The organism is Coleofasciculus sp. F4-SAH-05, from assembly GCF_040222985.1.
GTDB lineage: Bacteria > Cyanobacteriota > Cyanobacteriia > Cyanobacteriales > Coleofasciculaceae > Coleofasciculus > Coleofasciculus chthonoplastes.
Genome location: NZ_JAVKBY010000099.1, coordinates 1 through 19880 on the forward strand (window position 1 = coordinate 1; position 19880 = coordinate 19880).

The window sequence follows — 19880 nt, forward strand, 5'->3', positions numbered from 1 at the left end:
AATTGGGTTATCCATTTGTCTGTCTTCTCTCAGGGTTGGGAGGTTGTGAAGGCAATCTGAGTTTTAGCGATCGCGCTTCTCTGTCTCTGATTTTACCTGATTCATACTCCTCACTTCGACTTGTGTGTACACGGTAGCTACGAAGAGGGGGGAGGACAGAGGATGCGAGAGCTTTTGTTGCATAGGAGAAGGGGAACCATCACATAAAGACGCTTCCAAAGTAACTCTGGAATACCCCTCACCCCCAGCCCCTCTCCCCTGGTGGGAGAGGGGCTGGGGGTGAGGGGGTTGTGGCTTAAATTGATACAGATACATGTCAGTGCAGGGCGCACGTTGGTAAAGGGCGCACGTCGGTGCGCCCCTACGGAAGACCACTAATTTTCAAAACATCACTCAGGGTGGGACAGTACGTGGGTAAACCGAATGTATCGGGATTTACTGGGTTTTGATAGGTAAAATGGCGATAGTTGAGGCAAAATCGATCCCACGCCGCCATCTGAATCCGGAATACGATAATTAATAGATTGGCTAGTCCCATTGATAAGGGGACTCGAAGATAAATTTTTTTACCTAAATAAGTACAGACTTCTTCTACCGCTTGGTTAACGGTGAGGCGCGGATTGCCTAAGACTAAACGATTTGTCGATAATATTTCACCCGTTTTAGTGGTCAACTCCTGACTAGGAGGATGCTCAACCAGATACCATACTACTTGAGCTATATCCTGGGCGTGCATAAAGTGGAAACTCCCATCGGCTTTGAACCAACGAATTAAGTCCATCCATTTCACCACATCCTTAATCCCTGATGAAATATGGGAGTAAGGTTTACGCTCATCTCCCCCCAATACCAACGTGGGAAACACTGTAGTAATTTTAGGCGCGATCGCGAGTTTTGAGAGTTGCTGTAAACAGTCGTATTTAGAACGGATATAATCGGTTCCCAGTTGACCGGCTTGCTTGAGTAACTGGTTTTGTTGATTGAGAATGCTAGCGGTGGAAAAGTAAATGACTTGTTCACAACGTTGAGTATCCAGCAAGTCCAGCAATCGCAGGGTTTTGACCACATTAATATCAAAAACTTCCTGGACTCCTCCCCAAGCTGTTGCAGCCAAAATTGCTACATCTACCGTTTTAAGCAAATCGCTAAAGTGATCAATCTGCCGTAAATCCGCTTGACAAATCGTAATCCCCGGACGAGCATGATAGTCAAATCCTAATTTATCTGGATTTCTGACCAACAAATACAACTCGTGATCTGTTTGTTGAATTAAGGTTTCGGCGACATACTGACCGATGCAACCACTAGCACCGGTCATAAAAATTCGCTTGGGAGCCATTTGATTTGAGATTTCTTGATAATCCGATCCTAACTTAACCGATATGACATTATGTAAATATTAGGCTTGTCGGATCGACCCACCTGGATCTATTAACAACCTGTAGGGGCGACCCGCCTGGATTAATTAACAACACCAGATACTCAATTAGGTCGGGTCGCCCGATATTTAGTCGGGGCGGGTTTAGTTAAATCTGGGTCAGGGTAAGAAACGATAGTCGTCAAACCCGCCCCTACAGACGCACCATGTCCGACGAACGTATGGGTTCTCGCATTCGTGTCCAGATGTCTCGGTTTTCTGTCAACATACCAGCACGAAGGCTTCGCCCAATCCCCTTTTCCCCAATTTCTTACGCATGAACAGTCAACAATTTATCAACCTGTTTGGCTGTTTCAAAGAAGAACCTGACATTATCTTCTGGGGTTCCCGGTAAGACACCATGACCCAAATTAAAGATATGACCTCGATTCCCCGCTTTACGAATCGTATCCAAAATGCGATCGCGGATAAAATCCTGTGACCCAAATAGCACCCCTGGGTCCATGTTCCCCTGAACGTTCATTTTATAGCCTAACCGCTGTCGCGCTTCTGCCATATCCACCGTCCAGTCTACGCTGATAATATCCACACCGGATTTGCCCATGCGCTCTAATATACCCGCGCTCCCACTGATATATAAAATCAGAGGCGTATCCGGATGGGTGGCTTTTACTTGCTCAACCACACGCTGCTGATAGGGTAAGGCAAAGGTATCGTAGTCTTGGGGACTCAGTTGACCCGCCCAGGAATCGAACAGTTGCACGACTTGGGCACCATTATCAATTTGATAGCGTACATAAACCGCGATCGCATCAGCGATTTTTCCCAGAAATTCATGTAGCATGGCGGGTTGGGAAAATGCCATCCCTTTAATAATCGAGTAATTCTTAGAGCTTTTCCCCTCAATCGCATAGGCGGCTAATGTCCAGGGCGCACCGACAAAGCCTAAGACAGCGGCTTCGTTCCCGACTTCCCGACGCAGCGCTTTTAATATCTCCCCGACAAATGTTAATTTTTCTAACTCTAAGGGATGAAGCCCGTCAATTTGTGCTTGAGAGCGAATCGGCGGATCAATAATCGGACCTTGGCTTTCAACAATATCAAAAGGAATACCGACTCCGGGTAGAGGCGTGAGGATATCAGAAAATAGAATCACCCCATCTGGACGAAACGCCTTCCAGGGTTGGAGAGAAATTTCAATAGCAATTTCGGGAATTTCGGAGCGTTCCCGGAAACTGGGATACTTATCGCGTAAATCCCGATAGGCTTTCATATATCGACCCGCCTGTCGCATCATCCACACAGGCGGACGTTCTAATTTTTCACCACGAGCGGCTCGTAATAAATAAGGAACCTGGGTTAACCCAGCCATACTAGACCTACCCCATCTAAATTTTTAAACGCTCTGTTAGCTTACCATTCACAGTTGACAATTATTTATGAAGTTTTCCAACATAATGTTCCCTGATCCCCATCGAGTTCAACCCAACGTCCCACAGGCAAAGCAGCATTGACGCCATCGTGACCAAAGGGCAACTCGGAGACAATCGGGATATCAAGATCGGTTATGCGATCGCGTAATACTTCTTCAACCGTCCAGCTTGGCACATTTTGGGGGGGATAGCAGCGGCTAAACCGTCCCAAAGCAATACCCTTAACCTTCTGTAAAATGCCACTCATCCGCCACTGGGTCAACAGGCGGTCAATTCGATAAGGCGCTTCAGTCACATCCTCTAACGCCAGAATTACTCCATCTAGCGGTGGTAGAATCGGCGTACCCAGTAGATGAGTTGCCACAGTCAGATTACCTGGCAAAAGCCACCCCTTAACTTTACCCCCACCCCAACCCTTCCCGGTTAAAGGGGACAGAGGACGTCCTTCTACACAGTCAAATAAGCGATTGAGTGACCATTCCGGTTCACTAGCTAACGTGGTTAAGACTGGAGCATGAACACTGCCAATTCCCACCCCAGCTAGACTCCAGAGGAGACAGGTAATATCAGAAAAGCCCATCAGCCATTTAGGGATAGGGGATTTTGGCTCAAGACTCCTTTGATCAATTTGATTGACCTGTGCGCCGCTGCGCCCCTGTTCCCCAAGCAGGGCGGGTTTAGTCAAGTTATCGGTTTCTGGGGTAGCGTTATCGGTCAAACCCGCCCCTACAACCTGGGGTGATATTACTGGAGAAGTCCACATCCAATCTTCCAGAAGACGGGCGCTACCATAACCACCTCGGATACAAAGAATTCCCTTACATTCGGGATCATACCAAGCGGCGGTTAACTGCTGACGTCGTTGGTTATCTGTACCCGCCAGGTAACCCTCTCTAGCATTCCAATTGGCTGGCAATTCAACCCGATAGCCTCGGCGACGCCAAATTTCTACTCCCTGATGGAATGCGTCAACCTCTCTTAACGCACCACTCGGAGCAATCACCCGGAGCAAATTACCTGGTTGTAAGGGACTAGGTTGATTTATGTTCACCAAATTTACCTCACCTGATTGTTGTGGTGTAGGACACCTTATTCAATGGATTTCCGGCTTTTGTAAAGGAACCTTCGCCCTAGATTCCGTTGGGTTGAGCGAAATCGGTTGAGCGAAGTCGAAACCCAACCTACAATCTATCCCACTGTAGGGGCGCACCGACGTGCATTAGTGTCAACTTAAGCCATAACCCTTGCCCATTCTAATTTTTAGCCACCGGAGAAGGGCGGGTTTAGTTAAGTTATCAGTTTTTGCCATAAGTTATCTGTAAAACCCGCCCCTACATCCCCTTCCTTGGTTCCCTTGGTTCCCCTGCTCCCCCATCTCCCCCATCTCCCCCATCTCCCTCATCTCCCCCATCTCCTCCTAACTCAACCGCGCCGTGCATTCAAGAATAAACTTTTGGTTAATTAAAGAATAGGGTTGAATGTCCAACGCCCTGCGAAATGCTGTAATTGCCGCTTGATAATCTCCTAACGCCATATAACATAATCCCAAACCATGCAGCGCCCCAAAATGAATGGGATTGAGCCGGACAACCTGCTGACAATCGTCCCTTGACTTTTGATACTGTTTAAGTAGGTAGTAAAGAACGGCTCGTCGATTCCACGCTTCGGCAAAATCAGGTTGCTCTCTAATAATCTGGGTCAGCAGTGCTTCAGCTTGAGCTGTTTCCCCACGTTCTAATAAAATCTGTGTCCGCCCTAGCCGTTCCATGCCAGAAATGCCCTTTTGGTAGAACCAGATACGCCAGAGTTCTTCGGTTGCCTGTTTGCGGACGTTTTCGTCAGGGTTTTTTAGGTTCTCCAGTAAGGAATTGATGGATGATTCACTCATCTCTTGTCCTCTTAACTATTGTGTAACGGATTACTCAGATTTATCGCCACTCCCCTATTTTCCCGCCAAAATTTGAATAGAGTGCAGATTGCTGCGAGTAAAGATTCCATAAACTTTGCGGATGTACCAGTCTTATGACTGCATTTTGTAAAATGGGCAGACTGATACTGAGTTCCCTTACTTTGCTAGTTTTTCGGTGGAAACATAGCTAGGAGAGTCATTCTAGCTGTTGCCTTCACCCCAGTAAGGATGTTGAACAAACTAGAATTCAAACAGTCAGTCCAAATCTCCCACAAGGGAATGTGTCTCCGCCGCTAGGAGGTTATATGAGTCCTTCTGTGAATCGGTCTACCGACTCACCCCAGTCTTCTGGTGAAAATCTGCCAGAAGCATCCAGTGTGCAACCGCCACACTCAGCCCCACCCAATGGCAATTCTCAAAACGTGACTAACTCATCTACTACAACAGATTCAGCCGGGACAATGCCATCAGATGTCCAACGACAACAACCCATTCCTCCGCCCAGTGAACCCATGCAGTACCGAGCAATCGGGCTGATTCGGGGAAAATATATGCCCTCTCAAGAGCAATTGACAAGGGGTACTTTACTGGCAGATGACGGTACCTTAATTGATGCCGTCTTACTGGGTCGGGTCATGAGTTTGGTGAAAAACCATCTCGATTTAGCTCTATCCCATCTTTGGGTCGTTTATCCTCGCACAAGACAACAAGACGGAAATTTGCACGTCCAAATTGTCGGTGTTTGGGAACCGGAAACACTCAATCAAGATCAAACGACAGCTTCAGAATCAACCGACTCGCCACCGGAAGAGTCAACCCCTGAGGCACAAACGTCTCCAGATCATCCTCAACCTGAACCAAAAGAGCAATTACCAGAAGGTTATTTTTCAATTCGGGGTCAAGTCATTTACCAGTCGCGGGAGAATGAAGACGTTATTGTCAAAATCAAGCAGTCTCCCCGCAGAGAATCAGAGAAAACCAAATTTTTCAAGCTTCAGCTCAAGGGATTGCTGGGGGAAAAGGTGATTAATCACTTTTGGGATTTGCACGTCAAACTGCATACCAATACCCTGATGATTGAGGAAGGCAATGATATTGGTATCGTTCATGCACCCAAAAGGCGATCGAATAAGTTTCGTCCACGCAAAGGGTCAAGACCTAAAAAGAGTTTTCCCCATCGTGGTTTGGGCGAAGATCGTTCGACAACAGGAAAAAGAACCTCACCCAAGCGTTCAGAACCCTTATCCAAACCAGTTCAACGTAAGGACAAGCCGGGTAAAGATAATTCCTAAGAGCGATTCCTGATTAGGACGTGAGCTAGATTCCGCCGCCCATCCTGCGCTTCACCGATGAGGTAGAAGCGGTAGTTAGGGGCGGCTATGAGGAATTAACAATAAAGTGTTAATATAACAAAGGACAAATGACAGATGACAGATGACGGCTAATCCCACGACCTCAAGTTGTGGGATTAGTTTACTCTATACTCAGTTGAGAACCCCAGCGATCCTGAGGCAGAAAGGAACGATCCATGGGAATGGATGCCACAGGTTCGGTGAGAGTAAACTCGCCCCGTTCAATCCATTGCTTTAATTCCAAAGCAACTTGCCGTGAACGAAATACACTTGCCAAAGGAGCTGTCCGTACAGAGTTGCCGTCAATAGTAATGCGCCCCTGCTTCAGCTGGGCATAGCTAACTAATCCGAAGGTGGGACGAACGCGACGGGGAATCGAGAAATCAACCACTGGGGCGACAATATCCTGATCCGACACAGCACAATGCTGAACCACTTCTTCACTCAAGACAGGTAAGGGTACACCAACGCCCAACATTAGAGAAGGACCATAATTTTTAAAGTAGCAACCCCGTACCCACTTGGGATTCATCTGCTTGGCATCTCCAATTAACGCCAATGTAGCCGCAGGACCAATGGGGGTATGATTGGGTAGGCGTTTCTGGAGGGGAAAATGTTGAGTCCCTTCCCAAGCGATGTACCCAATACCCCCACCCAAGAAAATTTGTGTACCAATCCCAATCAGCTTGAGTTCGGGATCATTGAGTAGCGGGGAAATTGCTCCCGGATTGGAGTAGACTGCATTGCCTAATCTGGGGTGGAGCGGACCAAGATAAGTGTACAAAAGGCGATCGCCCCCATTGACGCCGACGATAAAATTTTGATAGAGATTGCGCGGATTGTAGAGATAGAACTGGTTAATCGTTTCGCGAGTAATCGTCGTATCACAAGATGCTCTAGGGTAACAGTCAGTTATCTGTCCAATCGCCCTCAACTGCACGGGTTTCCCGGCAATCAAGTCTTCAATTACATGAGAACCACCCCGTTCTCTAGATTCCTCGATCTCTGATAGATCTCCCATATCGGTAGAGTCCACGACTTGAGTCGCGCCTAAATACAAATCCACCGCACCAAAGCCAGCATACGCAGGTACACCATCTAACCAGCATTTACGAATCTTAATCGGGGGGTCTGTGTGACCTAAATTAATAATCGCGCCCGAGGACTCCATTGGCTCAAATGTACCTGTGGTAATCACATCGACGTTCTTAGCCGCCTGCGTGACACCGATATCGGCGACTCGCGCTTTTAATTCCTCGACTGTCCAGACGACAGCTCGTCGATGGTGAATTTTATCATTGATATCAGCTAAGGTTCGCACGATAAAAAGTTGTTATTCGTCATTGGTCATTGGTCATTGGTCATTGGTCATTTGCTCCCCCAGCTCCCCCAGCTCCTCCATCTCCCTCATCCCTTACCATATCAGCAGTGGGAGAGACAGCAAACGTTGTTGCCACAGGTTGAGCATCCTTGTGACTCGGATGATGCCATTTGTCAAGAATATCGTTAACGAGAACCTCCTTGAGCCAAACCTGAGCCACTACTGTTAGGGGAAGGGCTAACAATAACCCTAAAAATCCAAAGAAGGTGACGAAAAATAACTGGGCTAGCAATGTTATAGCGGGTAACAGGGATACCTGTTGCGCCATGACTAAAGGTGTGAGTAAATTACTTTCAACCTGCTGAATCACAATATAGAGAATCAATACAGCAATGGCTTTCCATGGCGAATCTAGCAGCGCGATCGCAATGGGTGGGATCACACTCACGACGGGTCCAAGATTGGGAATAAATGTTAAAATCCCCGCTAACGTAGCTTGTGCCAGTGCCAGGGGAATTCCCAATAGCAGTAAGCCGAAAAAACTTAACAATGAAATGACTGCCATGTTAAACAGAATGCCGGCTAGCCATCCTCGCAATGCTTCATTACACCGCTGCAAAATTTCATCAACTCGACGCCGATAGAATGACGGAAAAAGGCGAACAAAGCTTTTCCGGTAAGGGTGAGGATCGGCAAGGAGCATTAGTGTTAATACTAAAACAAGCAAACTATTCAGGAGGACACCCAAAGCATTATTGAAAAACGTGAATCCGCCCCCTAATACCCGATTTATCAAGGGAGGAAGCTGTTGCAGTAATTGGTTAATATCTGGGATGTACTGATCGAGTAATTCCGAGGAAATATCGGCTTCTAAAGCTTCTATCCATTTGCTTAATTGTTCAATACCTTGAGGGACTAACTCACTCAGTTGTAAAAATTGTTCGGTAAAAGGAGGGACAATTAGGAAGTAAAATCCGACCAGAATGCACAGGAGGAGAAAAAGCGACAGCAGAACTGCAAAAAATCGCTGAATTCCAGATCTCTGGAATTGTTCTACCAGAATATTTAAGGCATTAAATATCACAATTGCGGCAAATATAAGCAGGAGAATATGCCGAATTTGCCACAAAACAAATAGTGAAATGATAAAAACAAGTATGCCAATCCATTTACCCAGACTCACTGCCCAGCCTCCAAGCTACTCTGGTTTGATCCTGCTGCAAAATGGGAAAGGTAAAGTTTTGACCCTGCGGTTCGCTCCAGGAAACCTGGTTGTATGGAGGGGTTCTTTTCACTATTATCGTGGTCTCAGCAGGAATGCGACTCAACTCGCCCCGACTCCCCATCTCTCTCATCTACCCTATCTTCCCCATCTCCCCTATTATCAATACAGACTAAAACAACAAAACAACTTTTGCCATGCTGCACTAGAACACCAGTTTCCTAAATGTAATACAAATGTCTGTAAAGTACTTTTTTCTATCCGATGGCTGGACTGTGGGACGAGTTTGGGAGTTTGGAGGACTTTGGAATGTCAATGCTTGGCGACGGGAACCCGAAATCATCCGTCTCAACCTTTGCATCTTGGAACAGGGGGAAAAGTTATGGCTATATCGGGTTGAGGATGCGGTATTGATGGTAGAAGTTAAACCGACACCGGATGCTTCACCCCAATCCACAAAAACTATTGGTCAAGTTGTCCTCAAACGCTTGATGAGTGCAGAACAAGTGGTTGAGCGATTAACCACGACGCCGAGTGTTTTGAATCTCTCCTCAGAAACTAGCGATGGGTGATCAGCGATTGGGTAGAGACGTAGCATGCTACGTCTCTACGTTACGTTGGGTCAAAACGTCCCCTGTGCTTGCAATCGTTTCTAACAAAAGTTACACTTCTTTAAAGTCAAGACTAACCCGCCTAGCTGTTTGGAACATGAAGGATAACCGGAAAAGGACATCAGTTCACGCTTTTAGGCGGGTAAGATCAATTTCTAACATCTTTAGAAAAAGAAGCGTCAAAGTAGAAACTCTATCTCTAGGAGGAGCGTAGTCGATGGGACTACCGTGGTATCGAGTACATACAGTCGTCCTGAATGATCCAGGGCGTCTGATTGCTGTGCATTTGATGCACACTGCCCTCGTGGCAGGCTGGGCTGGTTCGATGGCTCTATACGAACTAGCCACATTTGATCCGAGTGATCCAGTCCTCAATCCCATGTGGCGTCAAGGGATGTTCGTGATGCCGTTCATGGCGCGTTTAGGGGTGACTGAATCCTGGCGGGGTTGGAGTATTAGTGGCGAAACAGCGACAGATGTCGGTTTTTGGTCATTTGAAGGCGTCGCCGCTGCTCACATTGTTCTGGCAGGTCTGTTGTTCTTAGCCGCTTGCTGGCATTGGGTTTACTGGGATTTAGAACTGTTTAGAGATCCCCGCACCGGCGAACCGGCGCTGGATTTGCCAAAAATGTTTGGCATTCATCTGTTCCTATCTGGTCTTCTCTGCTTTGGCTTTGGGGCGTTTCACCAGACTGGGCTTTTTGGTCCGGGAATGTGGGTATCTGATCCCTATGGTCTAACAGGTAGTGTTCAACCTGTATCCCCAGCCTGGGGACCAGAAGGATTTAACCCCTTCAACCCAGGCGGTATCGTTGCTCATCATATCGCTGCGGGTATTGTCGGAATTATTGCTGGGTTATTTCACTTGACGGTTCGACCCCCAGAGCGACTGTTTAAAGCGCTGCGGATGGGGAATATCGAAACAGTACTCTCTAGCAGTATTGCCGCTGTATTCTTTGCGGCGTTTGTGGTGGCGGGTACGATGTGGTATGGTTCTGCGGCTACGCCGATTGAACTGTTCGGACCCACCCGTTACCAATGGGATCAAGGGTACTTCCAGGAAGAAATTGATCGCCGTGTGGAAATGGCGATGGCAGACGGAGTCAGCCCCTCAGAGGCGTGGAATCAGATTCCGGAGAAGCTGGCGTTCTACGACTATATTGGCAACTCTCCAGCTAAGGGCGGTTTGTTCCGCACTGGTCCGATGGATAAGGGTGATGGTATTGCCGAAGCTTGGTTAGGTCATCCAGTATTTACTGATGGCGAAGGTCGGAAATTGACGGTGCGCCGTATGCCCAACTTCTTTGAAACCTTCCCGGTTGTCTTAACCGATGCCAATGGTGTGGTTCGGGCGGACATCCCCTTCCGACGGGCTGAGTCGAAATATAGCTTTGAGCAAACTGGTGTTACAGCGACATTCTACGGTGGTCTTTTGGATGGTCAAACCATTGAAGAGCCTGCTGTTGTGAAGCAGTATGCCCGTAAAGCTCAACTGGGTGAACCGTTTGAATTTGATCGTGAAACCTTAAACTCGGATGGGGTATTCCGTACCAGTCCACGGGGTTGGTTCACCTTCGGTCATGCGGTATTTGCTCTGTTGTTCTTCTTTGGTCATATCTGGCATGGTTCCCGGACTCTGTTCCGAGATGTATTTGCTGGGGTTGATGCTGACCTAGAGGAACAAGTCGAATTCGGTCTGTTCCAGAAAGTGGGTGATAAGACCACTCGGAAGAAAGAAGCGGTCTAAACATTGCAGACCCCTACTCGTAGAGACGCGCCATGGCGCGTCTCTACCCTAATCATGGAGGGCAAAAGAAAAATTAATTTTTCTTTTGCCTCTTTCGCTATTCTGGTTGACTGAGCAAGGTAAACTGGTAGTACAGCAGATAATTGGGTAAGTTGTGACATGGAAAGCCTCATTTATATCTTTGTTTTGATTGGCGCTCTAGGCGTTCTGTTTTTTGCGATCGCGTTCCGGGAACCGCCTCGGATTGAAAAGTAGATCCCTGTGGCGCTGTCTTCTCTCCGGAAGAGCGCCATCGTCTCCCTGATGATTATGATTAATCGTGAATTTGATCAGCTTTCTAGGATACCCTGAGCCTACATGAGTCTATCTGATTACTTTTGCCGACAGGGATTTGAGCAGGAGGACATTAGATAGACTCGTATCGGCTCAATTTTCTGTATTTAACCAGTCGGAAAAGACTTGCTATTATGCGATGCCCCTATTGTCAGCACACCGACAGCCGCGTTTTGGAGTCTCGTTCAACAGAAGCAGGACAAAGTGTTCGGCGTCGTCGGGAGTGTTTGCTTTGTAAACATCGCTTCACGACTTATGAGCGGATTGAATTTGTGCCGATTACTATCCTGAAGCGGGATGGTAAGCGAGAATCCTTCGACCGTTCTAAGTTATTACGGGGAATGGTGCGAGCTTGTGAGAAAACAGGAGTTTCCCAACGACGCCTAGAAGCGATAGTCGATGAGATTGAAGCTGAAGTTCAGCAGCACTATGGGCGGGATGTCACCAGTGATGAAGTGGGTGAGTTAGTCCTGCGCTACCTACGACACGAGAGTGAAGTAGCGTATGTCCGGTTTGCCTCAGTTTATCGGAAGTTTCAGGGCATTCGCGATTTTATCGAAACCCTAGAGCATCTCAGAAATAATGCTGAACTAGACAACCCAGAGATGTTGGCTGTAGAACCAGCTATCCCCAACGAGTCTGATGATGCGGAGACATCAGCCTCCCTAGTCACTCCCACCTCAGAGGAGCAACAGGTTTTACAGTAAGGGACGCCCAATCCTTAGCAGACAGCAGTTTGATCCGTTCGCGATTTAGGATAATCTATCTTTATAAAGTTTTGTGTAATTCTCGATCTCAACAGGGGTTAGAAGCAAAGCTAAACACACTAATTCAACAGACTTTCAAAATCAACAAGCGTCAAGCCGGCGCGGTGATTGCAGATGCAGATGGGAAAATTGACTCTGCTAAGAAATGCCATGTCAACCACATTAAGCAACTCGAAGGCAAGCTCAAATCGGCTAAAGACTGGTTACGCAGGGCTGAAAAGTCGTTAAAAGACTCTCGTAAGCATTACTCTGGCAAGTGGCAAAACAAAAAACAATCGACAAATCTAAAACTGTTCTGTTACCTTGATACGCACAGAACCTCATGGCAAAGTAAGCGATTTGCTATTCATCACAAAAAGCGATACATCACTCACCTAGAAAGTCAAATATCAGCATTAAAAACAGCTCCGATTCAAGTCACTATCAGTAAACAACCTGACTGCCTCTTTCTCGGTTCCAAAGGTGAAACCTGTGGTAATCAGGTTTTTCAATTCGATGGTGCTACCCTCAAGCTCCGTGTTCCAGAATGCCTAAAAACAAAGTATGGTGAGATATTAGAATGTTCGGTTGATCCGTTTCCTTATGGTCAGAACAAACTAGAACAAGCATTGTCAACGCCTGGATTCACTACGAATAAGAAGACCGGATATCAAACGCCAATCCGCTACGGCGTGGCAATGACGCACCGATTATACGCCAAGGATTTGCGCTGGTTTTGGGCAGTCACAGTTGACCTGAGTGTACCGAAGCGAGTCACCAAACCTCGGCAATATGGTTGTATTGGGATTGACATCAATCCAAAATCTATTGGCTATGCTGCGGTAGATCATGACGGGAATTTGGTTACTAAAGGACGTTTATCGTTTGATGTCAGTTCTAAACGGCGCGGTCAAACCATCGCCATTATTGCGGATGTTTGCAATTCATTGGTAAATCTGGCTTTGTACTTTGGAGTGCCAATTTGCTTTGAGAATCTCGACTTCAACACTAAAAAAACACAATTACGTGAGCGTGGTAAAAAGTATTCTCGAATGTTGTCAAACTTTGCCTACAGTCGATTTATAGAGCAATTAGTGTTGCAATGTGGGAATGCAGGAATTGAAGTCATTCGCCGTAATCCAGCATGGTCTAGCTTCTTAGCTTTGGTGAAATATGCTCGAATGTATGGTATGGGGAGCGATGAAGCTGCCGCATTAGTATTGGCACGTAGAGCCATGAATTTGTCTGAACGATTACCCCGCTCCATAACCGCCTTGCTCGGAGTGAATCCGCGTAAGCACGTATGGAGCGGGATCAACCAACTGAATAAAGTCCTCACTGGGATGTCACGCCATGACTTCTACAGTGTCTCTAACTGGGAGTTCAAGGTCAAGCCTCTGATTGAGTCTGTAACTCAGATCGAGTCAGAGGCAAGCCGTCAGGCACTTTGAACAGGCAATAGCATCTAGCCGCTAGGATGCGATATGGTCAAATTATCTAGCTTTGGGTAGTTTTGTCCATACACGAATGAGCGGTAATCCAGATTGAGTTATAATTACCTGTCTGGACTTTATTAAATCTTTTAAAATAAGGTTGAGACAAAGCAATGTAGGTGTAGGTGGCACAATACCGACGTGCGAGTACATCGACAGGAGGCATAGTCATTACGGAGATTAAACAAGGAAACACAACGCACATGCTCAGTCAGAACACAAATACAATAGATATTGGCTTCACTCACGACGATTTTGCCGCCCTCCTCGACAAATATGATTATCACTTTAGCCCTGGTGATATTGTCGCAGGTACAGTATTCAGTCTGGAGCCAAGAGGCGCTCTGATTGACATTGGTGCTAAAACCGCCGCTTATATTCCCATACAGGAGATGTCAATTAATCGGGTTGACGCTCCCGAAGAAGTTTTGCAGTCAAATGAAACGCGAGAATTTTTCATTTTGACTGACGAGAATGAAGATGGACAACTCACCCTTTCCATTCGGCGTATTGAGTATATGCGGGCTTGGGAGCGGGTGCGCCAGCTTCAAACTGAAGACGCGACTGTTCGTTCTTTGGTTTTTGCCACAAACCGAGGTGGGGCGCTGGTTCGCATTGAAGGGCTACGAGGTTTTATTCCCGGTTCCCACATTAGCACTCGCAAACCGAAAGAAGATTTAGTTGGCGAAGAACTGCCACTGAAATTCTTAGAGGTAGACGAAGACCGAAACCGTTTGGTTCTCTCTCACCGTCGCGCTTTGGTTGAGCGCAAGATGAACCGTTTAGAAGTTGGTGAAGTGGTCGTTGGTTCAGTACGGGGTATTAAGCCTTACGGTGCGTTCATTGATATTGGTGGTGTGAGCGGATTGCTCCACATTTCGGAAATTTCTCATGATCATATTGACACGCCTCATAGTGTGTTTAATGTCAATGATGAATTGAAAGTGATGATCATTGACTTGGATGCCGAACGCGGTCGGATTTCGCTGTCAACAAAGCAGTTGGAACCTGAACCGGGAGATATGATCAACAATCGGGATCAAGTCTACGATAAGGCAGAAGAAATGGCTCAGAAGTATCGGGAGAAGATGCTGGCACAACAAGAAGGCGTTAATCCTGAATCTCAAGAAGAGGGGATTGAAGAAGAAGAGTTTGTGTCAGCGACGGAAGAGTAATTCCGGCGTCAGGACAGGTTTATACATCCAAGAATTTTTTGGGCAAGAATTTTTTGGGTTTGAACAGAGGGTAAATCCCTCTTTTTTTTTAAAGATAGTTTTGCAGGACTTCAATCGTTTTCTGTCCAGTTTTTGCCCAGCTAAATTGACGGGCGCGTTGAAGTCCGAGGGTGCTAAGGCGCGATCGCAGTTGGCTGTCGGTGGCGATAGAGTGCATGGCGGCGGTGAGTTCTGAAGTGTTGTAGGGGTTCACTAGGATAGCCGCGTCGCCTGCGACTTCGGGGAGGGCGGAGAGGTTGGAGGTGATTACGGGAGTCCCACACGCCATGGCTTCTAGAACCGGGAGTCCAAAGCCTTCCCAGAGGCTGGGGAAGATAAGTGCGATCGCGTTATTAAGAAGTATGGGCAGTTGGTTGTAGGGAACATAGTTAAGAAATTTAACCTGATGGCTTAAACCGAGGTGTTTAGCTTGTGCTTGAAGGTTAGGGGTGTATCGTTTGTCACTTGACCCCGCGATCCACAGTTCATAGTCGCCGCAGTTGGGAAGTGTGGCAAAGGCGTTGATCAGTCGGTGTAGGTTTTTATAGGGATCGTGGCGTCCAATGTAGAGGAAATAGGGGTTATAGTTAGCTGAAGGTGCTTGATTGGGCTTGTTTTGAAACGCAGAGGGACGCAGAGGTTGGCGCAGAGTGGCGCAGAGGGGGCGAAAGTGGTTTGCGTCGTAAGCTAGGGGTATGGGTGTAATTTTGGCGGCGGGGATAGAGTAAAAGTCAGTAATGTCTCTGGCGGTGGCGGTGGAGTTACAGAGGATATGTTGGGCTTGGGTGAGGACTTGGGGAATATAGTAACGGAAGTAGGGGGTGAGGGGAGAGTTAGGTTTGGGAAAGCGTAGTGGGATTAGGTCATGAACCATGACGACATAGCGACAATTGGTATTGAGGGGGGCTTCAGGGATGGGAGAAAAGAGGAGAGAGGAGTTTAAGCTGTGGTAGAGGTGGGAAAGTTGAAGTTGAGTCCATAAAAGGCGGCGGAAGTGACCTTTTGTTCCTTGGGCGGGGCTGAGGTTGGCGGGAATAGGATAGCTGATAAAGTCAGAGGTGATGGGGAAGTTGCTGGAAGTGATGGGTGAAATGAGCAGGGTGGGATTTAGGGGTTTTAAATAATGGAATACGTTGGCAGCATAAGTGGCGATGCCAGTGGGTTGGGAAAATAAAATGGAGAGGTTGACTAACAGGGGAGAAGACAAGGTTAAATGACAGATTAAAGAATTGATTAACTGAGTAGAGATTTATAGGCGTTTATGGTTTCCTGCGCCGTTCTTTCCCAAGAGAATAGTTTAGCTCTTGCTTTGCCCTTTTGAATTAAGTCTTGGCGGATTTGAGCGTCACTAATGATTTTTAAGATTGCCTCGGCTAAGTGGATTGGATCGTTGGGGTCAATGAGAAGGGCAGCATCTCCAGCCACTTCTGGGAGAGAGGAGGTATTGGAGGTAACTACAGGGGCGCCTAGAGTCATGGCTTCGAGAACCGGAAGACCAAATCCTTCGTAGTGGGAGGGATAGACAAAGACATCAGCGTTAGAGTAGAAACGGGCAACATGTTCATCACAGAGGTAGTCAAGATGATGGATATGGTGATTCCAGGGAGAGTTCTCAATGGCGGCAAATATGGGTTGGTGATGCCAGCCTTTTTGACCGATGAGGATTAGATGATGCTCAATTTTATGGTTTTGTTTGAGGTGGTTAAAAGCAGCAATTAGGGTGATAATATTTTTTCTCGGTTCGATGGTGCTGACAAAGAGGATATAGGGGTAGGAGAAGTCGTAGTTAACAGATGGGTTAGAGGGAAAAACTACATCAGAAGCGTAGCGGCTGGCTAGGGGGGTGACGTGGATGCGATCGGGATTTACGTTGAGATATTCAATAATATCATTTTTAGAGCTTTCGGAGATTGTGATTACTAAATCTGTCCAAGTTAGACATTTTTGTACGCGCTTTGAATAGGTCTTAACTACGGAATCAATATAATCAGGATATTTAATAAAAGTCAGGTCATAAATTGTCAGTACTTTTAGACTATTCGGATAAGGAAAAATGGTATAGTTCGTCCCATGTATAATTGTGGGATAGTCCAGATCATGTCCGAGATGGCTTGAGAAAATGTAGGGGAAGTAATCAAGAATAATGTTAGTTATTCTAACGGGTAAAGGTAGAAAATAGCGGTTTGAATAGCGAGAAAGTGACTTGGGAAAATCTCGGCGGCGGCGTAGCCAGTTTCTGAGTCTAGGTTGGTAGATTAATGAAAGTTGAAAATTTTCGTTGTATTGGAGAGGATAAAGATAATGGATTAGGTTGGCTACGTAAAAACTGATACCACTGGGCTTACTGGATAGAGGAGTAACATCAATTCCAATGTGATACATAAATGATAATCAACTTACTTAGTTTAATTCCTTTGAGATTCAATACCTACTCCACAATCAAGCTTAGTCGTCTGGTTTATTGTTTGAAATAGCCTGCCTTAATTCAATCTGTTGTTTGAGTAAACTTATTTCTTGAATAAGAAGTAAGTTTAATTTTTCTTGTTTGTTAACTTTGATTATTAAACGATAAAGATAGATAAAAACACAAACAAATAAGCCTGAAAATAGTATGATAAAGGGAAACTCAACCCCGACTATATGAGCTAAATATACTACAATTTTAGGGGCAAAAACAAATATACCCGGAAATATTGCTAATGAAGAAAGCAGGAAAAAATCGTATAAATCTATCGTATTCTTAATTGTTTTTTTTAGCAATACAAATAAATATATTACAATAAAGATTAGGACAGATACGACGGTCTGCGGTGTCGGGGTATAATTCATCGTTTAAACAAGCGTTTTATTTATCAAGAGTTTCTATAAATAGGGGATGAAATAGTTATAGATGTCGTCCCATTCTCACTAAAATCAAGTATCCAATCACTCTGATCATATAGAGAAAGGATTTTATCCCAGTAATAGAACTAAAGCCCTGCTCTCTTGAACGCATATTTACAGCAACTTCCCGCACCCTAAGACCCCGTTCAAGGGCTACAGCCAATGAAATCGGTTCGGGAAAATCATGGGGGTATTCAGTGCTAAATAATTGAATGGCTTTTCTGTCCATCATCCTTAATCCACTGGTCGGATCGGTAATTTTATGCTGAAAAAGCAATTGAATGACCTGGCTAATTATCTTAATTCCTAGGCGGCGTTTCCAGGTTGATTTAAACCCTTTTTTCCGAAGAAAGCGAGAACTAATAATTAAGTTAGCGGGTGACTTTAGGTAGCTTTCTATTAAACGGTAAACTTGGCTAGGAGGATGTTGACCATCGCCATCAACTTGAACACAGAGTTCATAATTGTGTTGTAGCGCATATTTTATCCCTGTTTGCACAGCACCACCAATTCCTAAGTTAGTTAATAGCTTTACACAGGGAGATAACTGACTCGCCACGGCATAAGTATTATCTTGAGAACCATCATCAATAACCAGGGTATCGTAGCCAGGATTTAACTCTTGGATTTCACGGAGGAGCTTACCCACATTATTTTCTTCGTTATAACAAGGGATAATTAAAATGGTGCTAGGATGGGTCATGGTTACACCAATCGACGCTCTATAACCAACTAGAGGACAACCACTGAATCCAATACTGTTTGAGCAGAAGCCAATAGATAAACAAAACTCTGCGGGGTAAGTTCTCCATTTTAGTGCGGGGTATTCCTAACACCGCTCGAATTCCTTGTAACCAGAGTCCAGATCCCATTTTTAGCTTCTGCCAAAAAAAGAGTTGAATCAGCTTGCGGCGACGGTATTTTAACTCCTCCCATCCTCGTCTTCCCTGGGGACTAAAGCTGGTTAAGGTGTCTGAATTATCCAGTTCAATTTTATTTTGACGATGTAACTGACTCCCGGCTAAAGGGGCGACGATAAAGATAGCTACCTCATCAAGTCCAGCCTGAACCATGGCGCGTAAATAATCACAAGATAATTCGTAATCGGCGACTGTCTCAGCGGGATGACCCACTAAAAGACAGGCTTGAGTGTAAATTCCCTGGCGATGACAGGCTTCAATTAAAGCTAAACCATGAGTATGGTTAAAGGGTTTGCCAATGGCTTTAAGGACAGCCGGACTACCGGATTCAGGACTAATGGAAAGGTAACGACATCCCGCTTGAGCATAAAGGGGAATTTGCTCTAATTTTACAGTTTCCGCTTTGGTTCCACTGACAAAATAGAAAAATATTTCGGCTTGGCGTTCAATCAGGAGTTGACATATTTTATTCCATCGGGAATGTCTCACGGTGGGATTAAGATCCTCAACCTGAAAATGACGGACATTAAATCGATCGCGCAGCACGATCATTTCTGTCACCACTTCCTCCGCCGTGCGATCGCGCCATTGCTGGTTATTGGTTTCGGGAACCACACAGAAGTCACAAGGATAGGGACAACCTCGTGATGTGAGTATGGGGAGGAAGCATCTGGTTTTTGGTCCATGAGAATAGGGAATCGACCAATAATTGTTTAAATGGAATAAATCCCAGGCGGGAATCGGATAGGTGGGATGCTTTTGTACTTTTCGCCGCAAGGTATGACTAGGGGGTGGATTTGACACCAGCACGTTTTCGGGAACCGGAACCGTTTGGTGATGGGTTAAGTAGCTGCTAATTTCATGCCAATTCCAGTAGATTTCACCACACACAAGTGCATCCACACCCGCATTAAAGAAATCCTCAGCCAATTGAGACACCGCATAAGCAGTAACAGCTTGGGAATTTTCCAATACCGCGATCGCACTTTGAGGGTGAGAGTGGCGCAAGTCCCGAATAATCCCTAGAATTTCCTGATGAGACATGACTGAGATCGCGTAAACGATCACCAGATCGGCTTGCTCAATCTCAGGAGTATCCAGGAATTTCGTAAAAGGCTCACCTTGAAGGTAATGATCGCGCCTTGATTCCAGGGTGTTGGGCGAACTCCCAAACAGATCAATGACACCGATATGATGTCCTTGTTCCCTCAAAAATGCTGCCACAACTGCCAATTCAAGTGGCAAATAGGGGACGCCAGAACCCAGGAAATCCCCTTTTTGTACCGCCAGTCGTGGAGAGATTAACGTGATTTTCATA

The 19880-nt window shown here is 46.0% G+C and carries 18 protein-coding genes; 7 read left to right on the forward strand and 11 right to left on the reverse strand.

Features of this window, described 5'->3' with window-relative positions; translation table 11 throughout:
* Nucleotides 1-361: 361 nt before the first annotated feature.
* The 4 genes from RIG27_RS12945 to RIG27_RS12960 all read right to left on the reverse strand — a co-directional run bounded on the left by RIG27_RS12945 (nucleotide 362) and on the right by RIG27_RS12960 (nucleotide 4699).
* Complete coding sequence (locus RIG27_RS12945; protein WP_446345692.1) at nucleotides 362-1339, reverse strand: NAD-dependent epimerase/dehydratase family protein; 978 nt, start codon at nucleotides 1337-1339, stop codon at nucleotides 362-364.
* 349 nt (nucleotides 1340-1688) lie between these two features.
* Nucleotides 1689-2750 carry a uroporphyrinogen decarboxylase gene (hemE, locus tag RIG27_RS12950; protein WP_446345694.1) on the reverse strand — a complete coding sequence of 354 codons (1062 nt, stop codon included), beginning with the start codon at nucleotides 2748-2750 and terminating at the stop codon, nucleotides 1689-1691.
* 65 nt (nucleotides 2751-2815) lie between these two features.
* Nucleotides 2816-3862: a S66 peptidase family protein gene (locus RIG27_RS12955; protein ID WP_446345696.1), complete on the reverse strand. Its 1047-nt coding sequence runs from the start codon at nucleotides 3860-3862 to the stop codon at nucleotides 2816-2818.
* A gap of 366 nt (nucleotides 3863-4228) precedes the next feature.
* Entirely contained in the window at nucleotides 4229-4699 is a 471-nt protein-coding gene (locus RIG27_RS12960; protein WP_446345698.1) for a tetratricopeptide repeat protein, read from the reverse strand.
* Nucleotides 4700-5025: 326 nt separating this feature from the next.
* Here RIG27_RS12960 and RIG27_RS12965 point away from each other — a divergent pair, with 326 nt between their 5' ends.
* Nucleotides 5026-6012: a hypothetical protein gene (locus tag RIG27_RS12965; RefSeq protein WP_446345700.1), complete on the forward strand. Its 987-nt coding sequence runs from the start codon at nucleotides 5026-5028 to the stop codon at nucleotides 6010-6012.
* A gap of 181 nt (nucleotides 6013-6193) precedes the next feature.
* Here the strand turns inward: RIG27_RS12965 and RIG27_RS12970 are convergent, their stop codons facing one another.
* Nucleotides 6194-7393, reverse strand: coding sequence for a homocysteine biosynthesis protein (locus tag RIG27_RS12970; RefSeq protein ID WP_446345702.1), 1200 nt, complete (start codon nucleotides 7391-7393; stop codon nucleotides 6194-6196).
* A gap of 40 nt (nucleotides 7394-7433) precedes the next feature.
* On the reverse strand, nucleotides 7434-8576 hold the full coding sequence (locus tag RIG27_RS12975; protein ID WP_446345704.1) for an AI-2E family transporter: 1143 nt from the start codon (nucleotides 8574-8576) through the stop codon (nucleotides 7434-7436).
* Between the two features lie 275 nt (nucleotides 8577-8851).
* Here RIG27_RS12975 and RIG27_RS12980 point away from each other — a divergent pair, with 275 nt between their 5' ends.
* The 6 genes from RIG27_RS12980 to RIG27_RS13005 all read left to right on the forward strand — a co-directional run bounded on the left by RIG27_RS12980 (nucleotide 8852) and on the right by RIG27_RS13005 (nucleotide 14720).
* A complete protein-coding gene (locus RIG27_RS12980) occupies nucleotides 8852-9187 on the forward strand; it encodes a hypothetical protein (RefSeq protein ID WP_446345069.1) in 336 nt (111 codons plus the stop codon).
* Between the two features lie 256 nt (nucleotides 9188-9443).
* Nucleotides 9444-10973 (forward strand): photosystem II chlorophyll-binding protein CP47, encoded by a 1530-nt coding sequence (gene psbB, locus RIG27_RS12985; protein ID WP_446345706.1) that lies wholly within the window; start codon nucleotides 9444-9446, stop codon nucleotides 10971-10973.
* 159 nt (nucleotides 10974-11132) lie between these two features.
* A complete protein-coding gene (locus RIG27_RS12990) occupies nucleotides 11133-11228 on the forward strand; it encodes a photosystem II reaction center protein T (protein WP_063712032.1) in 96 nt (31 codons plus the stop codon).
* Nucleotides 11229-11440: 212 nt separating this feature from the next.
* Nucleotides 11441-12013 carry a transcriptional regulator NrdR gene (gene nrdR, locus RIG27_RS12995; RefSeq protein WP_446345709.1) on the forward strand — a complete coding sequence of 191 codons (573 nt, stop codon included), beginning with the start codon at nucleotides 11441-11443 and terminating at the stop codon, nucleotides 12011-12013.
* Nucleotides 12014-12084: 71 nt separating this feature from the next.
* On the forward strand, nucleotides 12085-13503 hold the full coding sequence (locus RIG27_RS13000) for a hypothetical protein (RefSeq protein ID WP_446345711.1): 1419 nt from the start codon (nucleotides 12085-12087) through the stop codon (nucleotides 13501-13503).
* A gap of 245 nt (nucleotides 13504-13748) precedes the next feature.
* On the forward strand, nucleotides 13749-14720 hold the full coding sequence (locus tag RIG27_RS13005; protein WP_446345060.1) for a 30S ribosomal protein S1: 972 nt from the start codon (nucleotides 13749-13751) through the stop codon (nucleotides 14718-14720).
* An 88-nt stretch (nucleotides 14721-14808) separates the two neighbouring features.
* On the opposite strand, the gene RIG27_RS13010 is transcribed toward RIG27_RS13005, so the two are convergent.
* The 5 genes from RIG27_RS13010 to RIG27_RS13030 all read right to left on the reverse strand — a co-directional run bounded on the left by RIG27_RS13010 (nucleotide 14809) and on the right by RIG27_RS13030 (nucleotide 19879).
* Nucleotides 14809-15966 (reverse strand): glycosyltransferase family 4 protein, encoded by a 1158-nt coding sequence (locus RIG27_RS13010; RefSeq protein ID WP_446345713.1) that lies wholly within the window; start codon nucleotides 15964-15966, stop codon nucleotides 14809-14811.
* Nucleotides 15967-15992: 26 nt separating this feature from the next.
* On the reverse strand, nucleotides 15993-17141 hold the full coding sequence (locus tag RIG27_RS13015) for a glycosyltransferase family 4 protein (RefSeq protein WP_446345715.1): 1149 nt from the start codon (nucleotides 17139-17141) through the stop codon (nucleotides 15993-15995).
* 63 nt (nucleotides 17142-17204) lie between these two features.
* Nucleotides 17205-17588 (reverse strand): DUF2304 domain-containing protein, encoded by a 384-nt coding sequence (locus tag RIG27_RS13020; RefSeq protein WP_446345717.1) that lies wholly within the window; start codon nucleotides 17586-17588, stop codon nucleotides 17205-17207.
* Nucleotides 17589-17643: 55 nt separating this feature from the next.
* Nucleotides 17644-18345 (reverse strand): glycosyltransferase family 2 protein, encoded by a 702-nt coding sequence (locus RIG27_RS13025; protein ID WP_446345719.1) that lies wholly within the window; start codon nucleotides 18343-18345, stop codon nucleotides 17644-17646.
* Between the two features lie 19 nt (nucleotides 18346-18364).
* A complete protein-coding gene (locus tag RIG27_RS13030; protein ID WP_446345721.1) occupies nucleotides 18365-19879 on the reverse strand; it encodes a B12-binding domain-containing radical SAM protein in 1515 nt (504 codons plus the stop codon).
* Nucleotide 19880 lies beyond the last annotated feature (1 nt).